The sequence below is a fragment of the Dietzia sp. genome, assembly GCF_036741115.1.
Classification (GTDB): Bacteria; Actinomycetota; Actinomycetes; order Mycobacteriales; family Mycobacteriaceae; genus Dietzia.
The window spans coordinates 1-23,176 of record NZ_DAINST010000053.1; the positions used below are offsets into that span (position 1 = coordinate 1).

Annotated in this window: 21 protein-coding genes and 1 tRNA gene; 10 read left to right on the forward strand and 12 right to left on the reverse strand. The window is 71.3% G+C overall.

Annotation, left to right across the window (positions count from 1 at the left end; genetic code table 11):
* The 3 genes from crtI to V7E05_RS09380 form a co-directional block, all read right to left on the reverse strand.
* A partial coding sequence (gene crtI, locus V7E05_RS09370) for a phytoene desaturase family protein (RefSeq protein WP_333619394.1) occupies positions 1-931 on the reverse strand: 931 nt, incomplete at its 3' end.
* 4 nt (positions 932-935) lie between these two features.
* Positions 936-1,832 carry a phytoene/squalene synthase family protein gene (locus tag V7E05_RS09375; RefSeq protein ID WP_333619395.1) on the reverse strand — a complete coding sequence of 299 codons (897 nt, stop codon included), beginning with the start codon at positions 1,830-1,832 and terminating at the stop codon, positions 936-938.
* A 117-nt stretch (positions 1,833-1,949) separates the two neighbouring features.
* Positions 1,950-2,031, reverse strand: a tRNA-Tyr gene (locus V7E05_RS09380).
* Positions 2,032-2,249: 218 nt separating this feature from the next.
* Here V7E05_RS09380 and V7E05_RS09385 point away from each other — a divergent pair.
* Together V7E05_RS09385 and V7E05_RS09390 are read left to right on the forward strand one after the other, a co-directional pair.
* Positions 2,250-2,744 (forward strand): YajQ family cyclic di-GMP-binding protein, encoded by a 495-nt coding sequence (locus V7E05_RS09385; RefSeq protein ID WP_333619396.1) that lies wholly within the window; start codon positions 2,250-2,252, stop codon positions 2,742-2,744.
* A 16-nt stretch (positions 2,745-2,760) separates the two neighbouring features.
* The gene (locus V7E05_RS09390) at positions 2,761-3,426 is read left to right on the forward strand and encodes a trimeric intracellular cation channel family protein (protein ID WP_333619397.1); all 666 of its coding nucleotides are present in this window, start codon (positions 2,761-2,763) and stop codon (positions 3,424-3,426) included.
* Between the two features lie 14 nt (positions 3,427-3,440).
* On the opposite strand, the gene V7E05_RS09395 is transcribed toward V7E05_RS09390, so the two are convergent.
* Positions 3,441-4,493, reverse strand: a complete 1,053-nt coding sequence (locus V7E05_RS09395) for a polyprenyl synthetase family protein (protein WP_333619398.1) — start codon at positions 4,491-4,493, stop codon at positions 3,441-3,443.
* 270 nt (positions 4,494-4,763) lie between these two features.
* On the opposite strand from V7E05_RS09395, the gene V7E05_RS09400 reads away from it, so the two are divergent.
* Positions 4,764-6,155 carry a geranylgeranyl reductase family protein gene (locus tag V7E05_RS09400; RefSeq protein ID WP_442891647.1) on the forward strand — a complete coding sequence of 464 codons (1,392 nt, stop codon included), beginning with the start codon at positions 4,764-4,766 and terminating at the stop codon, positions 6,153-6,155.
* A 66-nt stretch (positions 6,156-6,221) separates the two neighbouring features.
* Here V7E05_RS09400 and V7E05_RS09405 read toward each other — a convergent pair whose 3' ends face one another.
* Positions 6,222-6,911: a demethylmenaquinone methyltransferase gene (locus V7E05_RS09405; protein ID WP_333619400.1), complete on the reverse strand. Its 690-nt coding sequence runs from the start codon at positions 6,909-6,911 to the stop codon at positions 6,222-6,224.
* Positions 6,912-7,055: 144 nt separating this feature from the next.
* Between V7E05_RS09405 and V7E05_RS09410 the strand changes: the two genes are divergently transcribed.
* The gene (locus V7E05_RS09410) at positions 7,056-7,613 is read left to right on the forward strand and encodes a DJ-1/PfpI family protein (RefSeq protein ID WP_333619401.1); all 558 of its coding nucleotides are present in this window, start codon (positions 7,056-7,058) and stop codon (positions 7,611-7,613) included.
* A 75-nt stretch (positions 7,614-7,688) separates the two neighbouring features.
* Here the strand turns inward: V7E05_RS09410 and V7E05_RS09415 are convergent, their stop codons facing one another.
* The 3 genes from V7E05_RS09415 to menD form a co-directional block, all read right to left on the reverse strand.
* Positions 7,689-8,969, reverse strand: a complete 1,281-nt coding sequence (locus tag V7E05_RS09415) for a glycosyltransferase family 4 protein (protein ID WP_333619402.1) — start codon at positions 8,967-8,969, stop codon at positions 7,689-7,691.
* Positions 8,970-9,032: 63 nt separating this feature from the next.
* Complete coding sequence (locus V7E05_RS09420) at positions 9,033-9,509, reverse strand: DUF3592 domain-containing protein (protein ID WP_333619403.1); 477 nt, start codon at positions 9,507-9,509, stop codon at positions 9,033-9,035.
* The gene (gene menD, locus V7E05_RS09425; RefSeq protein ID WP_333619404.1) at positions 9,510-11,312 is read right to left on the reverse strand and encodes a 2-succinyl-5-enolpyruvyl-6-hydroxy-3-cyclohexene-1-carboxylic-acid synthase; all 1,803 of its coding nucleotides are present in this window, start codon (positions 11,310-11,312) and stop codon (positions 9,510-9,512) included.
* 64 nt (positions 11,313-11,376) lie between these two features.
* Between menD and V7E05_RS09430 the strand changes: the two genes are divergently transcribed.
* Positions 11,377-12,261 (forward strand): formyltetrahydrofolate deformylase, encoded by an 885-nt coding sequence (locus tag V7E05_RS09430; RefSeq protein WP_333619405.1) that lies wholly within the window; start codon positions 11,377-11,379, stop codon positions 12,259-12,261.
* On the opposite strand, the gene V7E05_RS09435 is transcribed toward V7E05_RS09430, so the two are convergent.
* Both V7E05_RS09435 and V7E05_RS09440 read right to left on the reverse strand, forming a co-directional pair.
* A complete protein-coding gene (locus V7E05_RS09435) occupies positions 12,254-13,651 on the reverse strand; it encodes a glycosyltransferase (protein WP_333619406.1) in 1,398 nt (465 codons plus the stop codon). The genes V7E05_RS09430 and V7E05_RS09435 overlap by 8 nt on opposite strands.
* A gap of 14 nt (positions 13,652-13,665) precedes the next feature.
* Complete coding sequence (locus V7E05_RS09440) at positions 13,666-15,819, reverse strand: ArnT family glycosyltransferase (protein WP_333619407.1); 2,154 nt, start codon at positions 15,817-15,819, stop codon at positions 13,666-13,668.
* Between the two features lie 152 nt (positions 15,820-15,971).
* Between V7E05_RS09440 and V7E05_RS09445 the strand changes: the two genes are divergently transcribed.
* The gene (locus V7E05_RS09445; RefSeq protein ID WP_333619408.1) at positions 15,972-16,430 is read left to right on the forward strand and encodes a hypothetical protein; all 459 of its coding nucleotides are present in this window, start codon (positions 15,972-15,974) and stop codon (positions 16,428-16,430) included.
* 181 nt (positions 16,431-16,611) lie between these two features.
* Here the strand turns inward: V7E05_RS09445 and V7E05_RS09450 are convergent, their stop codons facing one another.
* The gene (locus tag V7E05_RS09450) at positions 16,612-17,760 is read right to left on the reverse strand and encodes an o-succinylbenzoate synthase (RefSeq protein WP_333619409.1); all 1,149 of its coding nucleotides are present in this window, start codon (positions 17,758-17,760) and stop codon (positions 16,612-16,614) included.
* Positions 17,761-17,792: 32 nt separating this feature from the next.
* Between V7E05_RS09450 and V7E05_RS09455 the strand changes: the two genes are divergently transcribed.
* The 4 genes from V7E05_RS09455 (at position 17,793) to V7E05_RS09470 (ending at position 21,517) form a co-directional block, all read left to right on the forward strand.
* Complete coding sequence (locus tag V7E05_RS09455) at positions 17,793-18,761, forward strand: 1,4-dihydroxy-2-naphthoyl-CoA synthase (protein ID WP_333619410.1); 969 nt, start codon at positions 17,793-17,795, stop codon at positions 18,759-18,761.
* A gap of 138 nt (positions 18,762-18,899) precedes the next feature.
* Complete coding sequence (locus V7E05_RS09460; protein ID WP_333619411.1) at positions 18,900-19,298, forward strand: DUF3349 domain-containing protein; 399 nt, start codon at positions 18,900-18,902, stop codon at positions 19,296-19,298.
* Positions 19,299-19,314: 16 nt separating this feature from the next.
* On the forward strand, positions 19,315-20,529 hold the full coding sequence (gene menE, locus V7E05_RS09465; protein WP_333619412.1) for an o-succinylbenzoate--CoA ligase: 1,215 nt from the start codon (positions 19,315-19,317) through the stop codon (positions 20,527-20,529).
* Positions 20,530-20,653: 124 nt separating this feature from the next.
* Positions 20,654-21,517, forward strand: coding sequence for a 1,4-dihydroxy-2-naphthoate polyprenyltransferase (locus V7E05_RS09470; RefSeq protein WP_442891648.1), 864 nt, complete (start codon positions 20,654-20,656; stop codon positions 21,515-21,517).
* Between the two features lie 531 nt (positions 21,518-22,048).
* Here the strand turns inward: V7E05_RS09470 and V7E05_RS09475 are convergent.
* On the reverse strand, positions 22,049-23,002 hold the full coding sequence (locus V7E05_RS09475; protein ID WP_333619414.1) for a putative Ig domain-containing protein: 954 nt from the start codon (positions 23,000-23,002) through the stop codon (positions 22,049-22,051).
* Positions 23,003-23,176: the final 174 nt, after the last annotated feature.

Sequence of the window (23,176 nt, forward strand, 5' to 3'; positions counted from 1 at the left end):
CCGTGACCTTCGTCCACGCCGCGCGGGCGCGCGGCATCGCGGTCCGCGCGAACGGCACATTCCAACGGGCCCACTCGGCGATTCGCGAGGGCCGCCGAGAGGTGTAGGCGGCGAAGGAATGCCGGGTGCGCGCCTTGATCTCATCCGCCTCGGTCTCCGTGAGGATCGTGACCCCTTCGCGCTCCGCCGCACGCCGCAGTGACTCGACCAGAGCGACGAACCCGCCGCCCGGGTAGTACACACCGTCTTCGAGATCCAGGTGACTCATCAGGTGGTAGAGCGCCGGCGTCGCGAACGGCGAAGAGCCGAGGAACACCGCCGGGTAGTCGAGGATTTTGCGGAGGGTGGCGTGGCGGAAGCGCCCGGCGGCGAAGGCGTGGAGGCTGCGCAGCAGGAGCGGGACGAGCCGCGGAGCGGCCGCGAGCACGTCGCGGCGGGCGAAGGCGGAGACCAGTCCGCGCACGTCGAACGGGGAGTAGAGGAAGCGGCGCAGCGCCAGCCGGTAGGTCTCAGAGGCCGAGTCGAGGTATTCGTCGAGCGCGTGCCCGGACCCGGGCTCCAGGGACTCGAAGAGTTCCCGCGCCTCGGCGCGCCCGGTCCGCACGTCGACGGGATCGCCCGGCCCGTCCCACACTGCGTACGCCGGATCGAGGCGGGTGAGGTCGAGTTCGCGGTCCGGCGTCATACCGAGGAGTTCGTAGAAGCGGGCGAACACCTCCGGCATGAGATACCACGACGGGCCGGTGTCCCAGCGGAAGCCGCCGGCGAAGTGCGATCCCGCGCGACCGCCGAGCTCGGCGCCCCGCTCGACGAGAGTCACTGCGTAGCCGCGGCGGGCGAGCAGCGCGGCGGAGGCGAGCCCGGAGACGCCGCCGCCGATCACGACCACCGGGGTCGCGCCGGAGCGGTGGGCGCCGCGATATTCCGGCATCCCGCTACCCCTTACCCATGACGGCGGACGTCCGCAGCGCCCCGGCGACGAGCTTCGCCTTGCGCCTGGTGGGGACGCTGACCCGGCCCGCCGCGATCCGTTCGGGGCCGGCCTCGCGGAGGCGGCGGGCGAGTTCGGCGAAGAGGTCGTGGGCGGCGAGCACGGCGGCCCGGTCACGCCCGGGGATGCGGACGATGCCGGTGCGGGCGTGGGCGAAATCCGCGTCGATCTCGTCGCAGAGCTCGGCGACGTCCTGCTCGGTGAGCGCGTGGGGGTCGCGGCCCGGGAAGTAGTTGCGGCCCAGCTCGGCGGTGTCCTCGCGGACGTCGCGGAGGAAGTTGGCCTTCTGGAATCCTGCGCCGAGCGCGCGGGCGGCGGCCGCCGCCTCGGGGTCGTCGGCGAGCGCGCCACCGGCGAAAACCCGCATGCACATCTCGCCGATGACCTCCGCCGATCCGTGGATGTACTCGGCGAGGGTCTCCGCCGTGTGTTCCGTGCGGGTGATGTCCATGTCCATCGAGCGGAAGAACGGCTCGATGAGCTCCTCGCCGATCCCGTACTGCGCGGCGGTCGCCGCGAAGGCGTGGACGATCGGATCGGTGACGAAGCCGCGGCGCAGGGCGGCGTAGACCTCGCGGCGGTAGCCGTCGAGGAGCTCGCGCAGCTCCTCCGCCTCGCGCTCGTTCTCGGCGGGCGGCGCGAACGTGCCGTCGACGATCTCGTCGGCGACGCGGACGAGTGCGTAGATCGCGGCGACGTGGTCGCGGGTCTCGGGCGCGAAGAGCCTGCTGGCCAGTGAGAACGACGACGAGTACGCGGACAAGAGCTGCCACGAGCACCGCCGGGCCGCGCTCGTGAATCGATCGAGGTTGGCGAGGTGAGTATCGCGGGGTGAGGTCACATAGGCCATTATCCGGGACTGCGGCGCGGAGGGGAACCACGACTGTCGCCAATCCAGGAACGCCCCTCGGAAATGCGAAAGGCCCCCGCTCGACGCGGGGGCCTTCGATTACCGCTGTGCCAGATGATGGATTCGAACCAACGTAGGCTAAGCCGACGGATTTACAATCCGCTCCCTTTGGCCGCTCGGGCAATCTGGCGTGCACCCAACGCAGTGCGTCGGGCGCGAGAGACACACTAGCAAGCCCTCACCCCGCGCGGGAAATCGGCGCGCTCGTCGCGCATCAGCGGGCGCATCACCTCGTGCCCCTCCGGGCGCGGCGCCGTCGACTACCCTCTTCGGCAGCGGCCCCGGCACGAGCGGGGCGAACGGGACCTTCGGCGTCATAGGCCGTGGGGAGACGAAGGGAGTGTGGACGTGGCATCGGAATCCTCGTTCGACGTGGTCAGCGAATACGACCGGCAGGAAGTCGACAACGCGCTCAACCAGGCGGCTAAGGAGATCGGGAACCGCTACGACTTTCGCGGCACCGACACCTCGCTCGAGTGGAAGGGCGACGCGGCGATCGAGCTGTACGCCAACGCCGAGCAGCGTCTCCTCGCGGCCAAGGACGTGTTCATCGAAAAGCTCGTGCGCCGCGGCATCTCGATGAAGACCGTGGACTTCGGCGATCCCATGTCCTCGGGCAAGGGCTACCGCATGGTCGGCGCCCTCAAGGAGGGCATCGACAAGGAGAACGCGAAGAAGATCACCAAGCTCATCCGCGACGAGGGGCCCAAGGGCGTCAAGGCCACGGTGCAGGGCGAAGAGGTGCGCGTGTCCTCGAAGTCGCGCGACGATCTCCAGGCCGTGATCGCGCTGCTCAAGGGCGCCGACCTCGAAGTCGCCCTCCAGTTCCAGAACTACCGCTAGCCGAGGGGCGGGGGCGGTGAATCCCGAGCTCCTCAATCTCAGTTTCGACCTCGCGGGCACCGTGGCCTTCGCGGTCTACGGCGCGCTGTCCGCGATCCGCTACACCCGGCTGGACCTGGTGGGTGTGCTGGTCTTGGGCACCGTGACGGCGATCGGCGGCGGCGCAATGCGCGACGCGATCCTCGGCGCGACCCCTGTCAATGCGGTCGCCGACTGGCGCTACCCCGTGGCCGCGCTCGCCGGCGCCTTCGTGACGTTCCTCGCGGCGAAACTCCTCGACAGAATCGAGAACACGATCGTCGTGTTCGATGCCCTGGGGCTCGGGTTCTTCGCGGTGTCCGGGGCAAGCAAGGCACTCGACTACGGGGCGACCTCCGTGGGCGCGGTGTTCCTCGGCGTCCTCACGGCCGTAGGCGGCGGCGTGGTCCGCGACGTGCTCATCCGCCGCGTCCCGAGCGTGCTCTACGCGGACCTGTACGCCACGAGCGCGCTCGTCGGCGCGCTGATCGTGGTGGTCGGGGTCAAGCTCGGCTGGGCGGGCGTGGTGCCCTCGACGATCGCGGTGCTGGTGGCCGTGGCCATCCGGCTCGCCGCGCTGCGGTGGAACCTCTCGGCACCCGGCGTGCCCGGAGGCTCGCGCTTCGCGCAGGGCGGGGACGACAAGCCGGGACCGAGCGCCTAGCGCTAGAGCCGGCCTCAGCCGACCCGCGACACCGTGAAGCGGACGAGCTCGCGGAGCGCGTCGTTGGCCGGGCCCGCCGGCAGTGCGTCGAGCTCCGCCTCCGCGGCGGCCACGTACTCGCCGAGCTTCTCCTTCGCCTGGCGCATCCCGGCGGAGTCGCCGAGCAGCGCGATGGCCTCGGCGACATCTACATCGTCTTCGATCGGCGCGGACACCAGCTCCCGCAGGCGCTTCTCTGCCGGGTCGGCGCCTGCGAGGACGTAGATAATGGGGAGCGTCGGCACGCCCTCACGAAGGTCTGTGCCGGGGACCTTCCCGGATTCGGCGCTCGCCGAGGAGATGTCGATGATGTCGTCGGCGATCTGGAAGGCGACACCCACGGCGTCACCGAAACGCCCGAGGCTCTCCACCTGCGCGGCCGACATACCGGAGTAGATGCCGCCGAAGCGCGAGGCCGTCGCGATGAGCGAACCGGTCTTCTCCCAGATCACCCGGACATAGTGCTCGACGGGATCGGTGGGCCGCGCCGCGCCCTTGGACTCGTCGACCCCGAGACGCCCGATGGTCTCGCGCATCTGCCCGGTGACGAGCTGCGAGAACGTCTCCGCGATCTGGTGGACGGCCTCGGTGCCCATCTCGGCGAGCAACATCGAGGAGTGGGCGAAGAGGAAATCGCCGGCGAGGATCGCCATGGAGTTGGTCCACCGAGAGTTCGCGGCCTCGACGCCGCGGCGGACATCGGCTTCGTCCATCACGTCGTCGTGGTAAAGGGTCGCGAGGTGCACGAGCTCGCACGCCACGCCCGCCTTAACGAGGTTCGTGTGATCCGGCGAGGGGCCGAGCTGGCCCGTCATCAACGCGACGAGCGGCCGGAAGCGCTTGCCGCCGGCCTTGACGAGGTGAATGGCGATCTCCGCGAGGAACGGCTCGCCCGAGTTGATCCGCTCGGCGAGGAGGTCCTCGACCTTCTGCATATTCCCCCGGATGGTGGCCGCGAGCTCCGCGTCCTTCAGATCGACCCCGGCGACGACGCTGCCCTCGCCGGCCCCTGGAACGCTACTCGACATCCCACACCTCACATCTCGTCCCCAACCGCGCCCCGGCGGGGATGGACGGACAACAACAATTCTGCCGCGCTCAAGCCTACGTTCTCGGCCGGGACCGCGGTGCACTCCACCCTGCTCCCGGCCATGAATTCGCCCACTCCACGGGCAGTCCACGTGCGCTCCACGCACAGCCCACGCAGCCCCAGCGCGCGCCCCGGCCAAAGCCCCGGCCAAAGCACCGACCGAAACTGCCGCCCGCACTTTCCCGGCCGCCGAAGCGACGATGCCAAGATGGAGTGCGTGAACGCCGAACTCCGCACGCCCGAGACCTCCCTCGAACCGCCCGCGAGCTGCGATGTCCTCGTGGTCGGCGCGGGCCCGGCGGGCTCGGCGGCGGCCACGTGGCTCGCGCGCCGCGGCATCGACGTGGTCGTGGTCGACAGGCAACCGCTCGGCAGGGACAAGACCTGCGGCGACGGCCTCACCCCGCGGGCGATGGCCGAAATGCGCAGGCTCGGGCTCGAGGACTGGGCGACCGACAGGATCGAGATCCGCGGGCTCCGCCTCCGCGGTTTCGGCGCGGAGCACGAGATCCCGTGGCCCGCCGGGCGATTCGGCGACCGCGGTTCTGCTGTCCCCCGCCGCACGCTCGACGGGAAGCTCGCCGAAACCGCGGCCGAGGCAGGGGCGACGCTACTTCCGGGATGGGGAGCGCGGATTACCGGGACGTCCGCCGTCATGGGCGAGAGAAGCGACGAGCGGAGCGCGCGCCGGGGTATGGGCCGTTTCGCGTCGGGCGGCCCCGTCCAGTCGCCCGAGTCGATCGAGCTGAGCGGCCCCGACGGCACTGGGAAGCCGAGGCCGATCGAGGCCCGCGTCGTGATCGGCGCGGACGGCGCCCGCTCAAGCATCGGGCGGGCCCTCGGCCGCCGCTGGCACCGGGATCTCCCCTACGCCGTCGCGGCGCGTTCGTACATCGATTCCGACAAGCACGCGGAGCCGTGGATCGGCTCCGACCTCGAACTCCGCGACGCCGACGGCCGGGTGCAGCCGGGCTACGGCTGGGTGTTCCCGCTCGGCGACGGCACCGTGAACCTCGGCGTCGGGGCTCTGGCCACGGATGCTCGGCCGGCCGCCGTCAACGTGAGGGAGCTCCTCGCCGCCTACGTACCGGTGGTGCGCGAGCACTGGGGCCTGCGCGGCGAGCCGCGGGACATGGCCAGCGCGTTCCTCCCGATGGGCGGGGCGGTCTCCGGGATAGCCGGGCCGAACTGGGCGCTCACGGGCGACGCGGCGGCGCTCATCAATCCGCTCAACGGCGAGGGCATCGACTACGGGCTCGAGGCCGGGCGGCTACTTGCGCCGCTGGTCGAGGAGCATCTCGCCGCTGCGGACCCAGCCGACGCGCCACTCACCCGCGCGTGGCCCGCGCTCCTGCGCGAGGAGTTCGGCTTCTCGTTCTCGCTCGCGCGGCGTCTCGCCGGGCTGCTCACCTACCCCAGCTTCCTGCCCAAGGCCGGCCCCCTGGGTATGGGCTCGGAGCTGCTCATGACGGCGGCGGTCCGGTGCATGGGAAACGTCGTGACCCCGGACGACGCCGACCTCGTCTCCGCCCTGTGGCGCGGCGCCGGGCGCGGGCATCGCGCGCTCGACAAGGTCCAGGGGCGCCCGCTCTTCGAGTAGCGCGGGCCGCCCGCGCAGAGTGCCCACGTGGGCCGCGTTACCGGGCCGCCTTATCGCGCCGCGTTGCTACGCTGCCTTCTCCGCAATGTGCAGGGCGACCATCCCGCCGGTGAGGTTGACGACCCGGCAGTTGCGCCAGCCGGACTCATCGATGAGGTCGGCGAGCTCGGACTGCGCCGGCCACTCGCGGATCGACTCGGCGAGGTAGACGTACGCCTCGGGGTTCGACGAGACGCGGCGGGCGACTGCCGGCAGTGCGCGCATGATGTATTCGATGTAGACGGTGCGGAACGGTCCGAACACCGGCTGCGAGAACTCGCACACGACGAGTCGGCCGCCCGGGCGCGTGACCCTCGCCATTTCCCGCAGCCCGGCCGCGGTGTCGGCGACGTTGCGGAGCCCGAAGGAGATGGTGACCGCATCGAAGACGCCGTCGCCGAAGGGCAGCGCCATGGCGTCCGCCGCGACCTTGGGGACATCGCGCTTCGCGCCGTTCTTGAGCATCCCGAGCGAGAAATCCCCTGCCACGCAGTACGCGCCGGACTTGGCGAGGCCCACCGTGGACACCGAGGTCCCGGCGGCGAGGTCGAGGATCATTTCCCCGGGGCGCGGCGAAAGCTCGCTGCGGGTGCGGGCGCGCCATGCGGCGTCGAGCCCGCCGGTGAGCACGGTATTCGTGATGTCGTACCTCGCCGCGACGCCATCGAACATCGAGGCGACATCGCCGGGCTTCTTGTCTAGGTCTGCGCGTGACACGAGGTCGAGCCTACCGGTCGGTACGCGCCTCGCTCCGCGCGTAGCCTTGCAGGCGCAGCCGGCGGGCGGCTCGCCCGGACTCCGGGCGCGCTTCGCCGCCGGCGGGAAAACACACCGACGAGCAGAAAGCGCAGGGCAGACGATATGACGCAGGCTCAGAACCACGAGCGCAAGGCAAAGAAGATCCTCGTCCTCTCCACGGATTTCGGCACCGAACGCGACGAGATCGCGATCCCAGTCGAGCGCCTCCGCGAACTCGGTCACGCGGTCACGGTCGCGACCCCCTCGGGGAAGGACGTCCAGACGTTCCTTCACGACAGGGACCGCGATATCACCGTCCCGGCGGACGCCAAGGTCGCCGACATCGACTCGGCCTTCGACGTCATCGTCCTGCCAGGGGGAACGCTCAATGCCGACGCCGCGCGGGTCGACGAGGGCATCCGCGCGCTGGTCTCGGCGCAGGCGCGCGAGAGGCGGACGGTCGCGGCGATCTGCCACGCCCCGTGGGTACTAGTCGACGCCGGACTCGCGAAGGGCAAGAACCTCACCTCGGTGGCGAACGTGCGCGCGGACATGGAGAACGCCGGCGCCACGTGGCACGATTCCGAGCTCGTCGAGTGCGGGGCGGGCGGCTGGACGCTGCTCACGTCCCGCACGCCGGCGGACATCGACGCGTTCGTCTCCGCGATCGACGCCGCCTGAGGTCGACTCAGGCCGCTCGGGCCGCTTGGGCCGCTCGGACCAACGGCTAGGCCCTACACCTGGCCCTAAAGCGCCCTACAGCGAGGCGAGGCTGGAGGCCCGGCGGACGCCGGAGCGGAAGGCGTCGCGCGGGCGGCTGCGCGCCGAGCGCCGATCGCGCGCGCCTGCGGCGACGTAGTGCTCCATGAGCTGCTCGCAGAGCGACTCCCACGTGCGGTCGGCGACCGTGTCCCGCGAGGCGAGGCGGTAGCGCGGCAGGTCTTCGAGGATCGTGTCGATCGCGCCGGACACCTTCTCCGCGTACTCCGCGGGCTCGAGGAGGAAGCCGTTGATCTCGTCCTGGACGAGGTCCCTCGGCCCGCCGGCGCGCGGCCCCACAACGGGCACACCCGAGGCGTGCGCTTCCTGGATGGCCTGGCAGAACGTCTCGAACTCGCCGGCGTGGCAGAACACGTCCATCGTGGCGTAGGCCCGGTGCAGGTCCGCCCCACCGAGCGCACCGGTGAACACCGCGTTCGGCATGAGCCGCTCGAGCCCGGCCCGCTCCGGGCCGTCCCCGACGATGACGAGCTGGAGGTCCCCGCCGGGGCCCGAACGCTCGGCAATGGCGCGCAGCCGCTCGACGTGCTTCTCCGGCGCCAGGCGGCCGACGAAACCGACGACCGGGCGCCCCTCCGGCGACCACTGCGCGTGGAGTTCTTCCGAGCGCTTCGCGGGGTGGAAACCCACCGCGTCGACGCCGCGGCCCCACTTGTGCAGGCGCGGGATGTCGTGACGCCGCAGGTCCTCCATCGCCGCCGTAGACGGGGCGAGAGTCCGCTGACAAGAGGTGTGGATCGCGCGCGTCCACATCCACGCGGTTTCCGAGAAGATCGACATCCCGTAGGACTCCGAGAAGCCCGCGACATCGGTCTGATAGATCGCGACGCTCGGCACCCCGAGCATCTTCGCCGCCGCGGCGCCGGCCGCGCCGAGGATAAAGGGCGAGGCGAGGTGGACTACGTCGGGATCGAAGGTACGCAAAGCGCTGTAGACGCTGGGGCTCGGCGCGGCGATAGGCAGCGACGTGACCATGGGCACCCGCACGGCCGTGACCCGGTGGATGGGAAAACCCAGGTAGTGGTCCCGCTCCGCGTAGTGGACGCTCTCGGGCGTGATGAGCGGCGTGAGCGCCTGCACGTATGGATTGCTCTTGACGGCGTTGACCGCACCACCGAGGAAGCCGACCTCGGCGCGGGGGGCGACGACGAGACACTCGTGGCCGTGCGCACGCGCGTACTCGAGGACGCGCAGCACGGAGTTCGTGACCCCATTGACGTTGGGAAGGAACGACTCGGCAACGATTGCGATACGCACGGTCTCGATCTTCGCGCCTCTACTTGGATGATGGGTGGAAGTACTGCGACTCCCCGACCACGATCAGGTTACATCTCGCTCCGCGCCGTGAACTGCGGATGAAGCGATGGTTTCGCGGCGGCGACGCAGCCGCCCCGAGGCGAGGAACAGCACGAGGCACGGCCCGCAGACGAAGAGCACGACCGAGGCGATCGGCCACGCCGCGACGGTCCACGAGCGGCCCGAGACCCGGACCAGCGAGGGGTTCGCGCGCCGGTAGTCGACCTGGATCCGCTGCCCCGCGCCCAGACCCGTCGGAAAGAACACGCCAGCGGGCGGTCGCACGTGCTGGCCGTTCTCGGTGTTGAACGCCACGGCGGCGCGGCGCGGGGAGACCTCGGTGACCAGCGCCGTGGCTGTGGCGCGGTCGGCGTCGATCCGCTTGTCGTCGATGACGACTGCGGCGGCGAGGAGCAGCGCGCCACAGAGCACGAGGATGCCGACGACCGCGGAGAGATGCCGCACCACGAGAAGCGTCCGCTGCGCGCGCTTGCCGGCCACCTACCAGCCCCCGATCCGGCCGTGCCGCTCGCGCAGGTCCGCGCGCGAGGTGCGGACCTCGAGGACGCGAATGCCCGCAGGCTCCGCGCGGGTGGCATCGCCTGTCGCCCCGCCTGTTCCTTCGCCGGCTGCGGCAGCGTCGCCGAGCGCCTCCTCGAGTCCGGCGAGGTCGACGAGCTCGTGTGGCACTCCGTAGCCCGCGCACAGCTCGCCGATCGACGCCTCGTGCGGCGTGCCGAAGACCCTCTCGAAGTGCGCGGAGAGCCGAGCATCGCCCTGCTCGAGGAGGGAAAAGATGCCACCGCCGGAATCGTTGGCGACGACGATGGTCAGATCACGCGGCCGCGGCTCGCCCGGCCCGATGAGCAGCGCCCCGGCGTCGTGGAGGAATGTGAGGTCCCCGACGAGCGCGATGGTGCGGCCTGCGCTCAGCGCGGTCTCGCGCTCGCGATCGTCCTCATCCTCGCCCTCGACCGCAAGAGCCACGCCGATCGCCGCGGCGATATTGCCGTCGATCCCCGCAGCCCCGCGGTTGGAGAACACCCGCGCCCCGGCGGGCAGCCCGTGCACGAGCGCGATGTCGCGGATCGGGTTCGACGAGCCGACGACTAGCACGTCGCTCGCCCGCACCGCCCGGCTGACGACGGACGCCACGTCGAGCCCCGTGGGCGCGGATTCCCCCGCCTCCGTCCTGTCGATCTCCGCGGCCACCGCTTCCGCGGCGGCCCCCGACGCATCGTCGACGGTGTGCAGCCACGCCGGGTCGACGCTCCACCGGCCGCCGGCCGGAGGCGCGGGAATGCCGCCGAGCCGAACCTGCGGCGCCGATCCGGGATTGAACCAGCGGCGCGACGTCCCGGGCACCGCGAAGATCTGGATGTCCGCCCGCGCGAGGAGCGCGAGGACCGAGCGCTGCAGCGTCGGCCGGCCGAGCACGACGATCCTGTCGGGCTCGAGCCGCTCCGCCGCGAGCGGGTGCACGGGGTGGAGGGGGCGGACGGCGCCGGGTTCGGCGATCGTCGGCAGCGCGGCCAGCGCGCCGGGATCGGGGGCGTCTGAGCCCGCGACCACGAGCGTGCGCGTCCCTGCGCCGAAATCCGCGCCGCGAGGGTTGGAGACCGATGCGGCCGTGCGGGCGTCGGCGAGGAGTTCGCGGATCCCGCCCGGCTCGGCGGTGGAGATCCACGGCGCCGTGCCCGTGCGGCCGCCGGCGGTCTCGCCCGTCCACGACTCGTCCCCGGACGTAGGGACCAGCGGGACCTGGAAGGGGATATCGAGTTGCACGGGCTGAGGGGCGGCGTCCGCCGTCAGGAAGACCGCCCTTCCCACCTGGGCGCGCCACCGCTGGTGTGCCTCGGGCCCGCCCGGCTCGGAGGCGACGCCGAGCTGGACGCACGGCGCGTGCTCGCCGAAGATCCCGACCTGCGCGATGGTCTGGTTCGCGCCGCTCCCCCACAGCTCCGGCGGGCGGTTCGCGGTGATGGCGAGGAGCGGCGTGCCGGACTCGTGCGCCTCGACGATCGCGGGGTGGAGGTTGGCGACGGCGGTACCGCTCGTGACGACGATGGGCACGACCATTCTCGAGCCGCGCGCCAGCCCGAGCGCGAGGTAGGCGGCACTGCGCTCGTCGATCCGCACGTGCAGGCGAACGCGCCCGGCCGCGGCCGCCTCGGCCAGCGCGAAGGCGAGCGGTGCGTTGCGCGATCCCGGGCACAGGACGACGTCGCGGACCCCGTGGCGCAGGAGTTCGTCGACGACGACGCGCGCCTGGGCCGTGGACGGGGCGGAACGTGCGTTGATCATCGTCATCAGGGTAGCCGGATCGCCTCGGCATCCCCGCGCAAAGTGTCGCCTACCATCGGAGCCCATGAGCGAAAGCAAGGGCGGCCCGGAGGATAAGGCCGCGGGCGGCGAGTACGTGATCACCTTCGTCTGCCCGGACGGTCCCGGGATCGTCCACGACATCACGGGCGCGCTGCTCGGCCTCGGCGGGAATGTCACCGAGAGCCAGCAGTTCGTCAATGCCGAGCGAGGCCGTTTCTACATGCGCGTGCAGGTCTCGGCACCGGCCACGGCCGAGGAGGTGCGTGGCGCGCTGGCCCAGGTCGCCTCCGCACGGGACATCGAGTTCGAGGTGGACGCCGCCGGGCGCCGCTGCCGCACGCTGCTCCTCGCCTCGAAGGAGGAGCATTGCGTCAACGACCTGCTCTTCCAGCGCCGCCGCGGCTACGTGCCCATCGACGTGCCGCTCGTGCTCGCCAACCACCCGGACGCCGGGCCTATCGCCGAGTTCTACGGTGTCGATTTCGAGTACCTCCCGATCTCCGGCCCCGGCGACAAGGAGGCCTTCGAGGCCCGGGTCCTCGAGGCCGTCGACGAGCACGACATCGAGCTCGTCGTCCTCGCCCGCTATATGCAAATCCTCTCCCCCGAGCTCTCCTCGGCGCTCGCGGGGCGCTGCATCAACATCCACCACTCGTTCCTCCCGGGATTCAAGGGCGCGAACCCGTACCGGCAGGCCCACGAGCGCGGGGTCAAACAGATCGGCGCGACCGCCCATTTCGTCACCGCCGATCTCGACGAGGGGCCGATCATCGAGCAGGAGGTCGCACGCGTCGACCACACGCGCTCGCCGGCGGAGCTCCGGGCGATCGGCCAGGACACCGAATGCCGGGCGCTCCGCCAGGCGGTCACGTGGTTCGCGGAATCGCGTGTGCTCCTCGACGGTCGTCGCACGATCGTCTTCACCTGACGGCGGAGCTCCGCACCGACCAGTCGGCCTGCGCGCCCTCTCGGTCCCTGCCGTCCTCGGGTCCGCCCCGGCCCGGCTGCTGCGGCGCGGCGACCGGGGCCTCGAACTCCTCGTCTGGGCTCTCGAAGCGCACGCCGCCTTCGCCGTTCGCGTTGCCGTTGCCGTTGCCGTTGCCGTTGACGTCGACGCTCCGCCAGCGGCGCATGACGGCGAACTTTGCGACGGTCGCGAGGATGGTCCCGACGCCCACCGTGACCGTTTGGACCAGGGTCGGCGCCCCCGGCCACACGGAGGCGAGGACGGCGAGCGCGCCGGCGGTGAGCACCCAGGTGATCCCGAGGATCACGAGTCCCTGGAGCTGGTGCCACACGGCGCCCCGCCGCGACACGACGTTGAACGTCCACGAGCGGTTGAGCGAGGTGTTGATGACCGTCGCGAGGAGCAGCGCGACGAGGTTCGCCGACTGCGCCGGGAGGATGTCCAGCACGCCGAGGAGCGCGAAGCCGCCGAGGTGGAGCACGGTGGTGAACGCCCCGACGACCGCGAAGCGGATCACCTGGCCGCCGGTCTGTGCCGAGGGCATCGTGCGGCCGAGTCGGGCGCGGATGTCGTCGACGGGGAGGTCCCCGCGCCGCAGCGCCCTGCGCACCCGGAGGACGCCCTTGATGTCGTCGAGCGCGGTGCCGACGACGTCGACGCGCGAGTCCGGATCGTCGTACCAGTCGACCGGGACCTCGTGGATCCGCAGCCCGCTGCGTTCGGCGAGGACGAGCAGCTCGGTGTCGAAGAACCACGAGTTGTCCTCGCAGAGCGGAAGCAGCTCGGCGGCGACGTCCGCGCGGATCGCCTTGAACCCGCACTGCGCGTCGGTGAACCCGGCACCGATGGCGACGGAGAGCCCGGCGTTGTAGCAGCGCGAGACGAACTCGCGGGTCGTTCCGCGCACCACCCTGGACGAGCGGTGGAGGCGGGTGCCGATGGACAGATCGGAGTGCCCGGACATGAGCGGCGCGAGGAGCGGCCACAAGGCGTCGAGGTCGGTGGAGAGGTCGACGTCCATGTAGGCGAGGATCATCGCCTCCGAGCGGGACCACACGTACTTGAGCGCGCGGCCCCGCCCCTTTTCCTCGAGCCGCTCGAGGCGCACGGTTCCGGGGAACTCGCTCTCCAGCGCCGTGGCGATCGCCCGGGTGGAGTCCGTGGAGCCGTTGTCCGCGATGGTGATCCGGAAGGGATAGGGGAAGGTGTCCACCAGGTGGCGGTGCAGCCGCCGGACGCACGCCGCGACCGTGTGTTCCTCGTTGAGCACCGGCACGACGACGTCGAGGACGAGCGTGCCCCGGGCGGTCTCGATTCGGCGCTCGGGGGCGGGGTTGCCTTTGCGGTTCACGGTTGTCCTCCTTTTCAGTTGTGGATCGGCGCGGTGAGGTCGTAGAACGTCTGGGTGCCGATGGTGACCTCGGTGAAGTTCGCCTCGACCCACTGGCTGATCTCGGATGAGGCGTTGGATCCGCCCATCTGGTTTCCGCCCATTCCGCCGCTGCCCACGAAGTAGTGGATTTCGCCATTCGCGACGTACTGCTGGAACTCCTCGAGGGTCGGGCTGGGATCGGAGCCGTTGAATCCGCCGATCGCCATGACCGGGTCCTCGGTGGCGAGCTGGAGGCCGGAGGCGTTCATGCTGCCGACCGCCGCGGCGACCCAGGTGAACTGGTCCGCGTTCTCCTCGAGGGCGTCGACGACCTCCTGGCTCGGGGCCTCGGACTCGAGGAGCCCGCCAATGCCGCCGCCGCGCGAGCCGCCGGCCGCACCGTCGGTGGTGCCGGTGGTGCCCGTGCCGCCGGGCACACCGTCCTGGGCGCCACCCGCAGCGCCGGCGCCGGCGCCGGCGCCGTTCCCCGTGCCGCCCGTACCGCCGGCCGCACCAGGCGCCCCGCCGGCCATTCCTCCCGGCATCCCGCCGGGGCCACCGCCGGGCATTCCGCCGCCGCCGGGGCCGCCCATCGACGACGGGCCGGCGGAAACGATCGAACCCGTCACCGAGTGGGAGACGGTGGAGACCGCGTATGCCGCCTGTCCGGAGAAGCCGGAGACCACGGCGAGGACGAGCACCGCCGTCACCACGAGACGCGCAAGCCGGTCGATGACGAGCAGGCCGAGCGCTGCAGCGATGCCCGTGGCGAGCACTAGGATGCGGAGCCAGTCGCCGTAGTCCTCGACGCGCGTGAGGAGCACGAAGCCCCAGATCCCGACGGCGAGCGCCGCGGCCGCGAGGACAATCCGGGCGAACAGCCGGTCCCTGCGCTGCCAGGCCTCGGCGGCGCCCATGCCGACGATCGCCGCGATCGCGGGCGCCAGCGCCACCGTGTAATAGGAGTGGAAGATGCCGGACATGAAGCTGAAGGTCGCCATGGTCACGAGGAACCAGCCGCCGAACACGATGAGGGCGGCGCGGCGCATGTCGGTACGGGGTGCGCGACCGCGGAACCACAGCGCGGCCACGAGGAGGATGATCGCCGCGGGAATGAGCCACGAGATCTGGCTGCCTTGCTCGGAGTCGAACATCCGCCAGATGCCGGTGCCGCCCCACATGCCGCCGCCGGCGCCGCCACCGGGTCCGCCAGCCGGCATTCCGCCGGCCATGTCGCCGCCGCCGGGCATCCCGCCACCGACGGAGCCGGTCTCGTTGCCGTTGATCCGGCCGAGGCCGTTGTAGCCGAAGGTGAGCTCGAGGAACGAGTCGTTCTGGCTGCCGCCGACGTAGGGCCGTGCGGAAGAGGGCACGAGCTCGACGATGGCGATCCACCAGCCGGCGCCGACGAGGAGCGCGGCGATCGCGGCCACGGAGCCGATGACCCGGGTGCGGAACGTCGAGTTCGCGCAGACGAGGTAGGCGATGCCGAAGAACGGGATCACCAGGAACGATTGCAGCGTCTTCGTGAGAAAGGCGAGGCCGAGGATCGCGCCGACCGCCGTCATCCACCAGACGCCGCGGCGCCCCGTGGCCTCGATCGCGCGGAGGGTCGCCCACGCCGCGAGGGTCATGAGGAAGACGAGGAGCGCATCGGGGTTGTTGAACCGGAACATGAGCACCGCGACTGGCGTGATCGCCAGCGCGAAGCCGGCGAGCAGCCCGGCGCCTGGGCCGAAGTAGCGGCGCACCGTCCGGTACACGACGTACACCGTCGCGATGCCGAGGAGGACCTCGGGCAGGAGGATCGCGAACGAGTGGAGCCCGAACAGCCGCACCGACAGCGCCATGAGCCACAGCGAGGCCGGCGGCTTGTCCACTGTGATCGAGTTCGCCGCGTCCGAGGAACCGTAGAAGAACGCCTTCCACCATTCGGAGCCGGCCTGCACGGCGGCCGAATAGAAGGAGTTCGCCCAGCCGTTCTCGGAGAGGTTCCAGAAGTAGAGGACGGCGGTGCCGAGGAGCAGCGCGGCGAGCGCCACGCGGGTCCAAGGCGGGTCGCCGCCTCCGCGTTTCCTTCGTGGCGGCGAGTGCGGAGGGGTGTCGTGGGGAGTCGAAGAGCCGTGGTCGGCGGTCAGAGTGGTCATGGCGAGTACCCTCGCCCGCCGCGCTGTGCCCATCCTGTGTAGAGGCCCGGCGCCACGTGGGAATCACTTGGCGTCCGTTTCGCTCCCGTTTACACGCTATGCCCCAGGGCGCTCACAGTCCCGCTCAAGGTTCGCGTCCCATCCTGTGCTCCATGGACACCTCATCCCCCTCCCCCTCTTCGAACGAGCATCCCCATGTGACGCCGGACGTATCCGGATCCTCCGGCCCCGCGACATCGCCCGCACGCACCCCCGTGCGCTGGTCCGGGCGCAAGACGGCGGTCGGCGCCGTCCTCGCCCTGGGCATCGCCGCCGGCGCCGGGGTCGCCGCCGCGCAGACCATCCCGCAGGGATCCCTGAACAGCGGGAACAGCCACGGCTTCGGCCACGGCGGGCCGCGCGGCGAGTTCCCTGGTTTCCCCGGCGGGGTTCCAGGCGCCGGGCAGGCGAGCCAGGACGGCGCAGCCACCGATCCCGCGCAGGGTCTACCGCAGGGTCTCCCTCAGGGCGGAGCGGGCCTTCCCGATGTCACGGCGCCCGGCGATTCGTCGCGGGGCACCGCGGGCACGCAGGACTCGGGCGCCCAAGACTCCGGAACCCAGACGGTCTAAACCGCCGAATCCCACCCTGCGAGACTGGCAGAATTTCCGCCTACGAGATTGTCGAGCCACGAGCGGACGCAGCACGTGAATCGACACTGGCGCTCGTGGATTTCCGCCGGATCGCGCGGGCTGGAGCTGGCGCTCGTGGTCCGCACCGTTTTCCGCCGATTCGGCCGGGGGCGTCTTGCGCCTACGTCGTCGACGCGGCTTCCCCGGCGAGCACGTCGTAGCATCGGCGCAGCCGCGCGATCCACCAGTCCCGGCGATCGTCGGCCGCGGCCAGCCCAGCGAGCCGCGCCTCGTCCGGGATCACGGGCGCGGCATCGAGCTCGCCGCCCTCGATCGCCCGCGGCGCCGCGACCACATCCTCGGCGAAGAATCCGCCGGTCCCCAGACCGCAGGCCGCAATCGTGCCGTCCTCGCGATCCGGGAGCGCCGCCGCGGCGGCCAGGCCCGCGCCCATGCCGACGGCGGTATCGAGGGCGCTCGAGACGGTTACGTCCAGGCCGAGACCGCGAAGCTCCGCAGCGATCCCCAGCAGGCGGCGCGGTCCGCCGAGCGGCGGCGCCTTGACCACTGCGCGATCCGCGCCGCCCGCATGCACCACGAGCAGCGGGTCCTCCGCGCGCCGGATCGACTCGTCGGCGGCCACCGCGATCGCGCCGCCCGGCAGCGTCCCGCCGACGATCTCCCCGCGCTCGGCTCCCGCGGCGATCTCTGCGCGCAGCTGCGCAAGCTCCGGCACCGTGGCGCACGGCTGTTCCAGGTACTCGAAAATTCCGCCCGCCTCGGCGACGACCCGGCCGAGGACCTTCGCCGCCGCGTACGCCTCCCCCACCGACCAGGCTCGATTGGTATCCGTCCGGATGCGCGCCCCGGGGATCGCGTCCAGTACTGCGGACACGCGCGCCACGTCGTCATCCAGAGAGGAGGGAGTGGTGCGCGAGGGCCCGACCTTGACCTTGACCGTGCGGCAGTCGGGGAAGCGCTCGAGCACGCCGGCGACCTCCGCGGGCGGCACCGCGGGCACCGTCGCATTGACTGGCACCGACGCGCGCAGCGGCGCGGGCGCCCCGGACCAGCCCATCTCGAGCGTCGAGCGAAGCCAACTCGCCGCCTCGGCATCGCCGTATTCGGGGAAGGGCGAGAACTCCGCCCAGCCCCGCGGGCCCTCGACGAGCATCGCCTCGCGCTCGGTGACGTCGCGGAAGCGCACCCGCATGGGCAGCGCGACCACCCGCGCGCGGTCGAGGACATCGACGAGCGGCGGCAATGGCGCGGTGGCCGGCCCCCGCCGCTCGTCTGATGCGTGCGAATGATCGTGGGCAGCGGCGGACATGGCCACCACGGTAGTTCGCTAACGTGAGCGACATGAGCAACCCCGACGACGCCACGGCCACGCAGCCCTTCGACCCGAGCCAGTGGCGGGAGGTCCCCGGTTTCGACGACCTCACGGACATCACCTATCACCGCCACGTGGGCACGGAGCGCGCCGACGGCACGGTCCGCATCGCCTTCGACCGCCCCGAGGTGCGCAACGCGTTCCGCCCGCACACCGTCGACGAGTTGTTCCGCGTGCTCGACCACGCGCGCCGCTCACCCGACGTGGGGACCGTGCTGCTCACCGGCAACGGCCCCTCGGAGAAGGACGGCGGCTGGGCGTTCTGCTCCGGCGGCGACCAGCGGATCCGCGGTCGCTCGGGGTACCAGTACTCGACGTCGCACGATTCCGACGTCGCCGCCGCGACGGCCGACAAGGTCGACGAGGCGCGGGTCAAGGCCGAGGGCGGTCGCCTCCACATCCTCGAGGTACAGCGGCTCATCCGCACGATGCCGAAGGTCGTGATCTGCCTGGTCAACGGCTGGGCCGCGGGCGGCGGGCACTCGTTGCACGTGGTGTGCGACATGACCCTCGCATCCCGCGAGCACGCGCGCTTCAAGCAGACCGATGCCGACGTGGGTTCCTTCGACGCCGGCTACGGTTCGGCATACCTCGCCAAGCAAGTCGGGCAGAAGTTCGCCCGCGAGATCTTCTTCCTCGGGCGCACCTACGACGCCGAGAAGATGCACGTGATGGGCGCGGTCAACGAGGTCGTCGACCACGCCGAGCTCGAGAATGTCGCGCTCGAGTGGGCGCGGGCGATCAACTCGAAGTCGCCGACGGCACAGCGGATGCTCAAGTTCGCGTTCAACCTCACCGACGACGGACTCATGGGCCAGCAGGTGTTCGCCGGGGAAGCGACGCGCCTGGCGTACATGACCGACGAGGCCGTCGAGGGGCGCGATTCGTTCCTCGAAAAGCGCGATCCGCAGTGGGATCAGTTCCCGTACTACTACTGATCGGCGCAGCTCGATTCGGGGTCGAAAACGGTAGTCTTGCACCATAAGTGGCGAGCTCGGCCGCTTGCGGCGATCCCCCTGCCTGGGAGTTCGGGGCATTCGCACATTGCGGCCCCCGCGCGCGGCTATCGTGATGTCGTGCCTCTTCGGGAATACCTTTCGCGCGTGATCGGCTGGCTGTCCGCCGCCCCGGTCGGCGCTGCGCCGGGCACCGGGGAAGACGAGAACGCCACGGATGGATCGCCGGCCGGACGACGCTCGGAGGACGACCTCCCGCAGCCCGCGAAGAACGGCCTGCAACGAGTGCTCAACGAGACGGAGATCGCGGCGATCGCCGATGAGCTCCTCGCTTCCGGCGACCTGCAGCCGAGCCGCGCGGACGTCGCGGTGGCGATCACCCGGCACGTCAACGAGCTGCCCGGCGAGCGGGACCTCGAGCTCCTCCGCTCCCACCTCACCGAGCAGGGCTTCCCGCCCTCGTGGGGCGAGGACGACACCGATTCACACATCGACGTAGAGGACGGAACCGATCTCTAGACTCCTGCACACCCTCGTGGTCCCCGACGGCCCGGCGGTGGCGGAGATCTATCCGGCGCTCCGCGCGCTCCTCGACGGAGAGGGCCCCGCGCTCCTCCCCGTTCCGGCGGCCGATCCCGTGCGCCGCAGGATTCTCGTCGAGGCGCTCCGCCCGGACGACGCGCCTTCGGACCCCGCCGCACCCCGGGCCGGGGAGCTCGCCCCGCTCCCCGGGGACACCGCGCTCATCGCGGCGACCTCCGGCTCCACGGGCACACCGAAGGGCGCGATGCTCCCGCTCCGCGCCCTGCGCTCCTCCGCTGAGGCCACCGAGGAGCGGCTCGCCAGACCCGGCCGCTGGCTGCTCGCGCTCCCCGCGCATCACATCGCCGGCATGCAGGTCGTGCTCCGCGCGCTCGCGGCCGGCGCCCCGCCCGAGGTGCTCGACGTCTCTGCGGGCTTCGATCCCGCCGCGCTCCCCGCCGCTGTACGCGCGCTCGAGTCCGCCTCCGGGACCGCCGCGGGCACCGACACCCCCCTCTACACCTCGCTCGTGCCCGGCCAGCTGCTCAAGATCCTCGACCACCCCGATCACGCGCCGATCGCCGCGCTCGCCCGTTTCCACACCGTCCTCCTCGGCGGTGCGGCTAGCGATCCGCAGCTCCTCGAGCGCGCGGCGGAAGCGGGCATCTCCGTGGTCCGCACCTACGGCTCCTCGGAGACCGCGGGCGGCTGCGTCTACGACGGCGTCCCTCTCGCGGGCACGGAAGTCCACATCGACGCCGACTCGCGCGTCTGGCTCGGCGGCCCCACCGTCGCCTCCGGCTACCGCAACGCCCCCGGCCATCCCGCCTTCGCCGAGCCCGGCTGGTTCCGCACCGACGATGCCGGCGTGCTCTCCGAGGGCGTCGGCGAGCTGCGGATCCTCGGCAGGCTCGACGCGGCGATCTCGGTGGGCGGGCTCACCATCCTTCCGCAGGTCATCGAGGCCGCACTCCGCGAGCATCCGGCCGTCGGCGAGGCCGTCGTGGTCGGCGAACCCGATCCGCGATTGGGCTCGCGGCTTGTCGCCGTCATCCAGCGGTCGAGCGGCCAGACCATCGAACCAGGCCCACACGAGATGACGACGTGGGTCCGCGAGCGCCTCGGCGCGCACTCCTCCCCGGCGCGCTTCGAGTGGGTCGACGCTCTGCCGCTGTTGGGCAACGGGAAGATCGATCGCAAGCTCGTCGAGGCGAGGGTGCGACAATAGGCCTGTGACAGAACACCGAGGCGAAACCCCTGAAGACAACGATCCCGCAGCAGGCGGCGTCGCGGCCGGAGAGGCCGCCGGTGCCGCGGAGCGCGCCCACGAAGGCGCCGGTGTCGCGCAATGGCTGGAGGGCGCCAGGCCGCGGACGTGGCCAAATGCGTTCGCTCCCGTGATCACCGGCTCGGCGGTCGCCGCGCTCGCCGACGGCTTCGTGTGGTGGAAGGCGCTGCTCGCGCTCGTCGTCGCGTGGGCGCTCATCATCGGGGTCAACTACGCCAACGACTACTCCGACGGCATCCGCGGCACGGACGACGAGCGCGTCGGCCCGCTTCGGCTCACGGGCTCGGGGCTCGCGCGGCCGGACGCCGTCAAACGCGCGGCATTCGTCGCCTTCGGCGTCGCCGGGGTCGCGGGGATCGTGCTGTCGCTCGCGAGCGCATGGTGGCTCATCCTCATCGGGATCTGCTGCGTCCTCGCCGCGTGGTTCTACACCGGCGGGAAGAACCCATACGGCTACCGCGGGCTCGGCGAGGTCGCCGTGTTCGTGTTCTTCGGGCTCGTCGCGGCGATGGGCACCGAGTTCGTGCAGCTCGGCAGCCTGTCGTGGGCGGCGCTGCCCACGGCGGTGGCTGTGGGCGCGCTCTCGGCCAACGTCAACCTCATCAACAACCTGCGCGACATCCCCTCGGACGCGGAGGCCGGGAAGATCACGCTCGCCGTCCGCCTCGGCGACCCGGGCACGCGCGGGATGTGCGCCGTGCTCGGGCTGGGCGTCCCCCTCCTCATGACGGTGATCCTCGCCTTCGCCACGCCGTGGGCGCTGCTCGGCGTGCTGGCCCTGCCCGTCGCGTGGGCCGGGAACAAGCCGGTGCGCTCGCGCGCGATGGGCGCCGATCTGGTGCCCGCGCTGGGCAAGGCGGGCATGGCGCTCCTCGCTTGGGCGATCGCCACGTCCCTCGGCTTCGTGATCGCAGCTCTCCTCGGCTAGCGGGAGCTCCCCCTAGGGCCACCGGCTCCGGCAATCGGGTGGCCCGGCAGCCTTGCGACTCGCCTACCGCCCGTCGGCCGACGTCGGAGCCGGCGTCTGCGACTGCGTCGGCGGCTGGGAGTTCGCGACGTCGGCGTTGATCACGGGCTTGGCGCGCTCGAGGCCGCTTTCGGGCGTGAGCGCCCCGGCGACCCCGGTCGCGGCGAGGCCGACGATGACGAGACTCCCCGACGCGATGCGGCGGAGGCGGGAGCGGACTCGCGGGGTGGCGGCGATGGTGATCGTCCTCTCGAGGTCGGCTTTCGGGCCCGGTTCGGTTACCGGCTCACGGCCCCAGAGGGCCGTGATTCGACGGCCTCGACTCTACATTTGCCGCATCTCGGTCCCGCAGGCGGACGAGAATCGCCGCCCGGTTCACGCAACGCGACTGTCTCGAACCAGCCCGAAACAGGGCGATGGCCGAGCCCCGCGGGGCTCGGCCATCGCTTTTCCGCTGCCGCGACGCTACCGCCTGACCGTTTCCGGTCTCTTTTAGCCTCGGCCGTTGTTGACCTCGGGCCCGGGGGCCGTCTTCGCCGGGGCGGTGGGCTTGGCGTTGCTCGAGCCGAGGCTGCCGCCGGGGACCGTCGAGTCGTTCGACCCGGTGGAGCCGTTGGAGCCGTTCGAGCCGGTGTTCGTGCCGCCGTTGGTCCCGCCGGTGCTGCCGTTGGAGCCGGCGTTGAGCGTGCCGCCCGGGGCCGTGGAGCCGGCGCCGAGGGTGCCCGCCGCGGCGAGCCCGAGGAGGAGCGCGCCCGTGACGGCGAGGTACGGGACCGCCTCGCCAAGCGAGCCACCCGGGGTGGAGGAACCGCTCGACTGGACATTGACCTGCCCGTTGCCCTCACCGGTGGCCTCGGTACCGACGGTGCCCTCGGTGCCGGTGGTCGTCGTGTTCGAGCTGGTGGTCCCGTTGCCCAGCGAGCCGAGGACGGCCTCGATGGCGCCGTTGAAGTCGCCGGTCTGCAGCAAGCTCAGCGCGTCCTGGGTGCCGACGACCACGGGGATGCTAACGGTACGGCCCTCGAACGAGACCTTGATCGTGTAGGAACCGCTCGCGGTCGGGGTTCCGGAGATCACGCCGGTCGTCAGGTCGATGTCCAGCCCGGTGGGCAGGCCGGAAACAACGACGCCCTCCTTGAAGCTGCCATCGGCGTTGAGGGCCCAGGAGAGGTCCAGGCCCGCGTTGTGCGCGAGCTGCTTGATGTTGAGGTCGACCGCCTGGCCGAGGAAGAAGGCGGCCCCGGCGGACGCGCCGGAACCGATCTGGGCGGAGCCGAACTGCGCGCCGGTCTCGGCGGACAGCGCGACATCGGATCCGTCCTCGAACGGATTGACGGCGACGACCGTGCCCGCCGCGAGTGCGACGGCGGCGGCAGCGGCGACGGGGACGAAGAACCGGCCTCGGGTCGCGACACGACCCTGGGAGCGAATGAAGCGAGCTCGCATGATGTGCGTGTTCCTTCCGATGGTTGAGGTCATTGCGGCAGCGGGAGTGTGCGATGCGCTCCGTGTTGTGGCGCGCACCCTGCGGTTTGAATCACCACAGCAACACCAGTCACTTTAATCACATGAGTCACAGAAGCACAATAAACAACTTTGATCTACTTCTGTCACATCTGC

Excerpts from the sequence above, each read along its gene's own strand:
- V7E05_RS09395 (WP_333619398.1), bottom strand. The coding sequence starts at position 4,493 with ATGTCGAGTAGCGTTCCAGGGGCCGGCGAGGGCAGCGTCGTCGCCGGG.
- V7E05_RS09400 (WP_442891647.1), top strand. The coding sequence starts at position 4,764 with ATGGAGTGCGTGAACGCCGAACTCCGCACGCCCGAGACCTCCCTCGAA.
- V7E05_RS09410 (WP_333619401.1), top strand. The coding sequence starts at position 7,056 with ATGACGCAGGCTCAGAACCACGAGCGCAAGGCAAAGAAGATCCTCGTC.
- menD (WP_333619404.1), bottom strand. The coding sequence starts at position 11,312 with ATGATCAACGCACGTTCCGCCCCGTCCACGGCCCAGGCGCGCGTCGTC.
- V7E05_RS09430 (WP_333619405.1), top strand. The coding sequence starts at position 11,377 with ATGAGCGAAAGCAAGGGCGGCCCGGAGGATAAGGCCGCGGGCGGCGAG.
- V7E05_RS09440 (WP_333619407.1), bottom strand. The coding sequence starts at position 15,819 with ATGACCACTCTGACCGCCGACCACGGCTCTTCGACTCCCCACGACACC.
- V7E05_RS09445 (WP_333619408.1), top strand. The coding sequence starts at position 15,972 with ATGGACACCTCATCCCCCTCCCCCTCTTCGAACGAGCATCCCCATGTG.
- V7E05_RS09450 (WP_333619409.1), bottom strand. The coding sequence starts at position 17,760 with ATGTCCGCCGCTGCCCACGATCATTCGCACGCATCAGACGAGCGGCGG.
- V7E05_RS09455 (WP_333619410.1), top strand. The coding sequence starts at position 17,793 with ATGAGCAACCCCGACGACGCCACGGCCACGCAGCCCTTCGACCCGAGC.
- V7E05_RS09475 (WP_333619414.1), bottom strand. The coding sequence starts at position 23,002 with ATGCGAGCTCGCTTCATTCGCTCCCAGGGTCGTGTCGCGACCCGAGGC.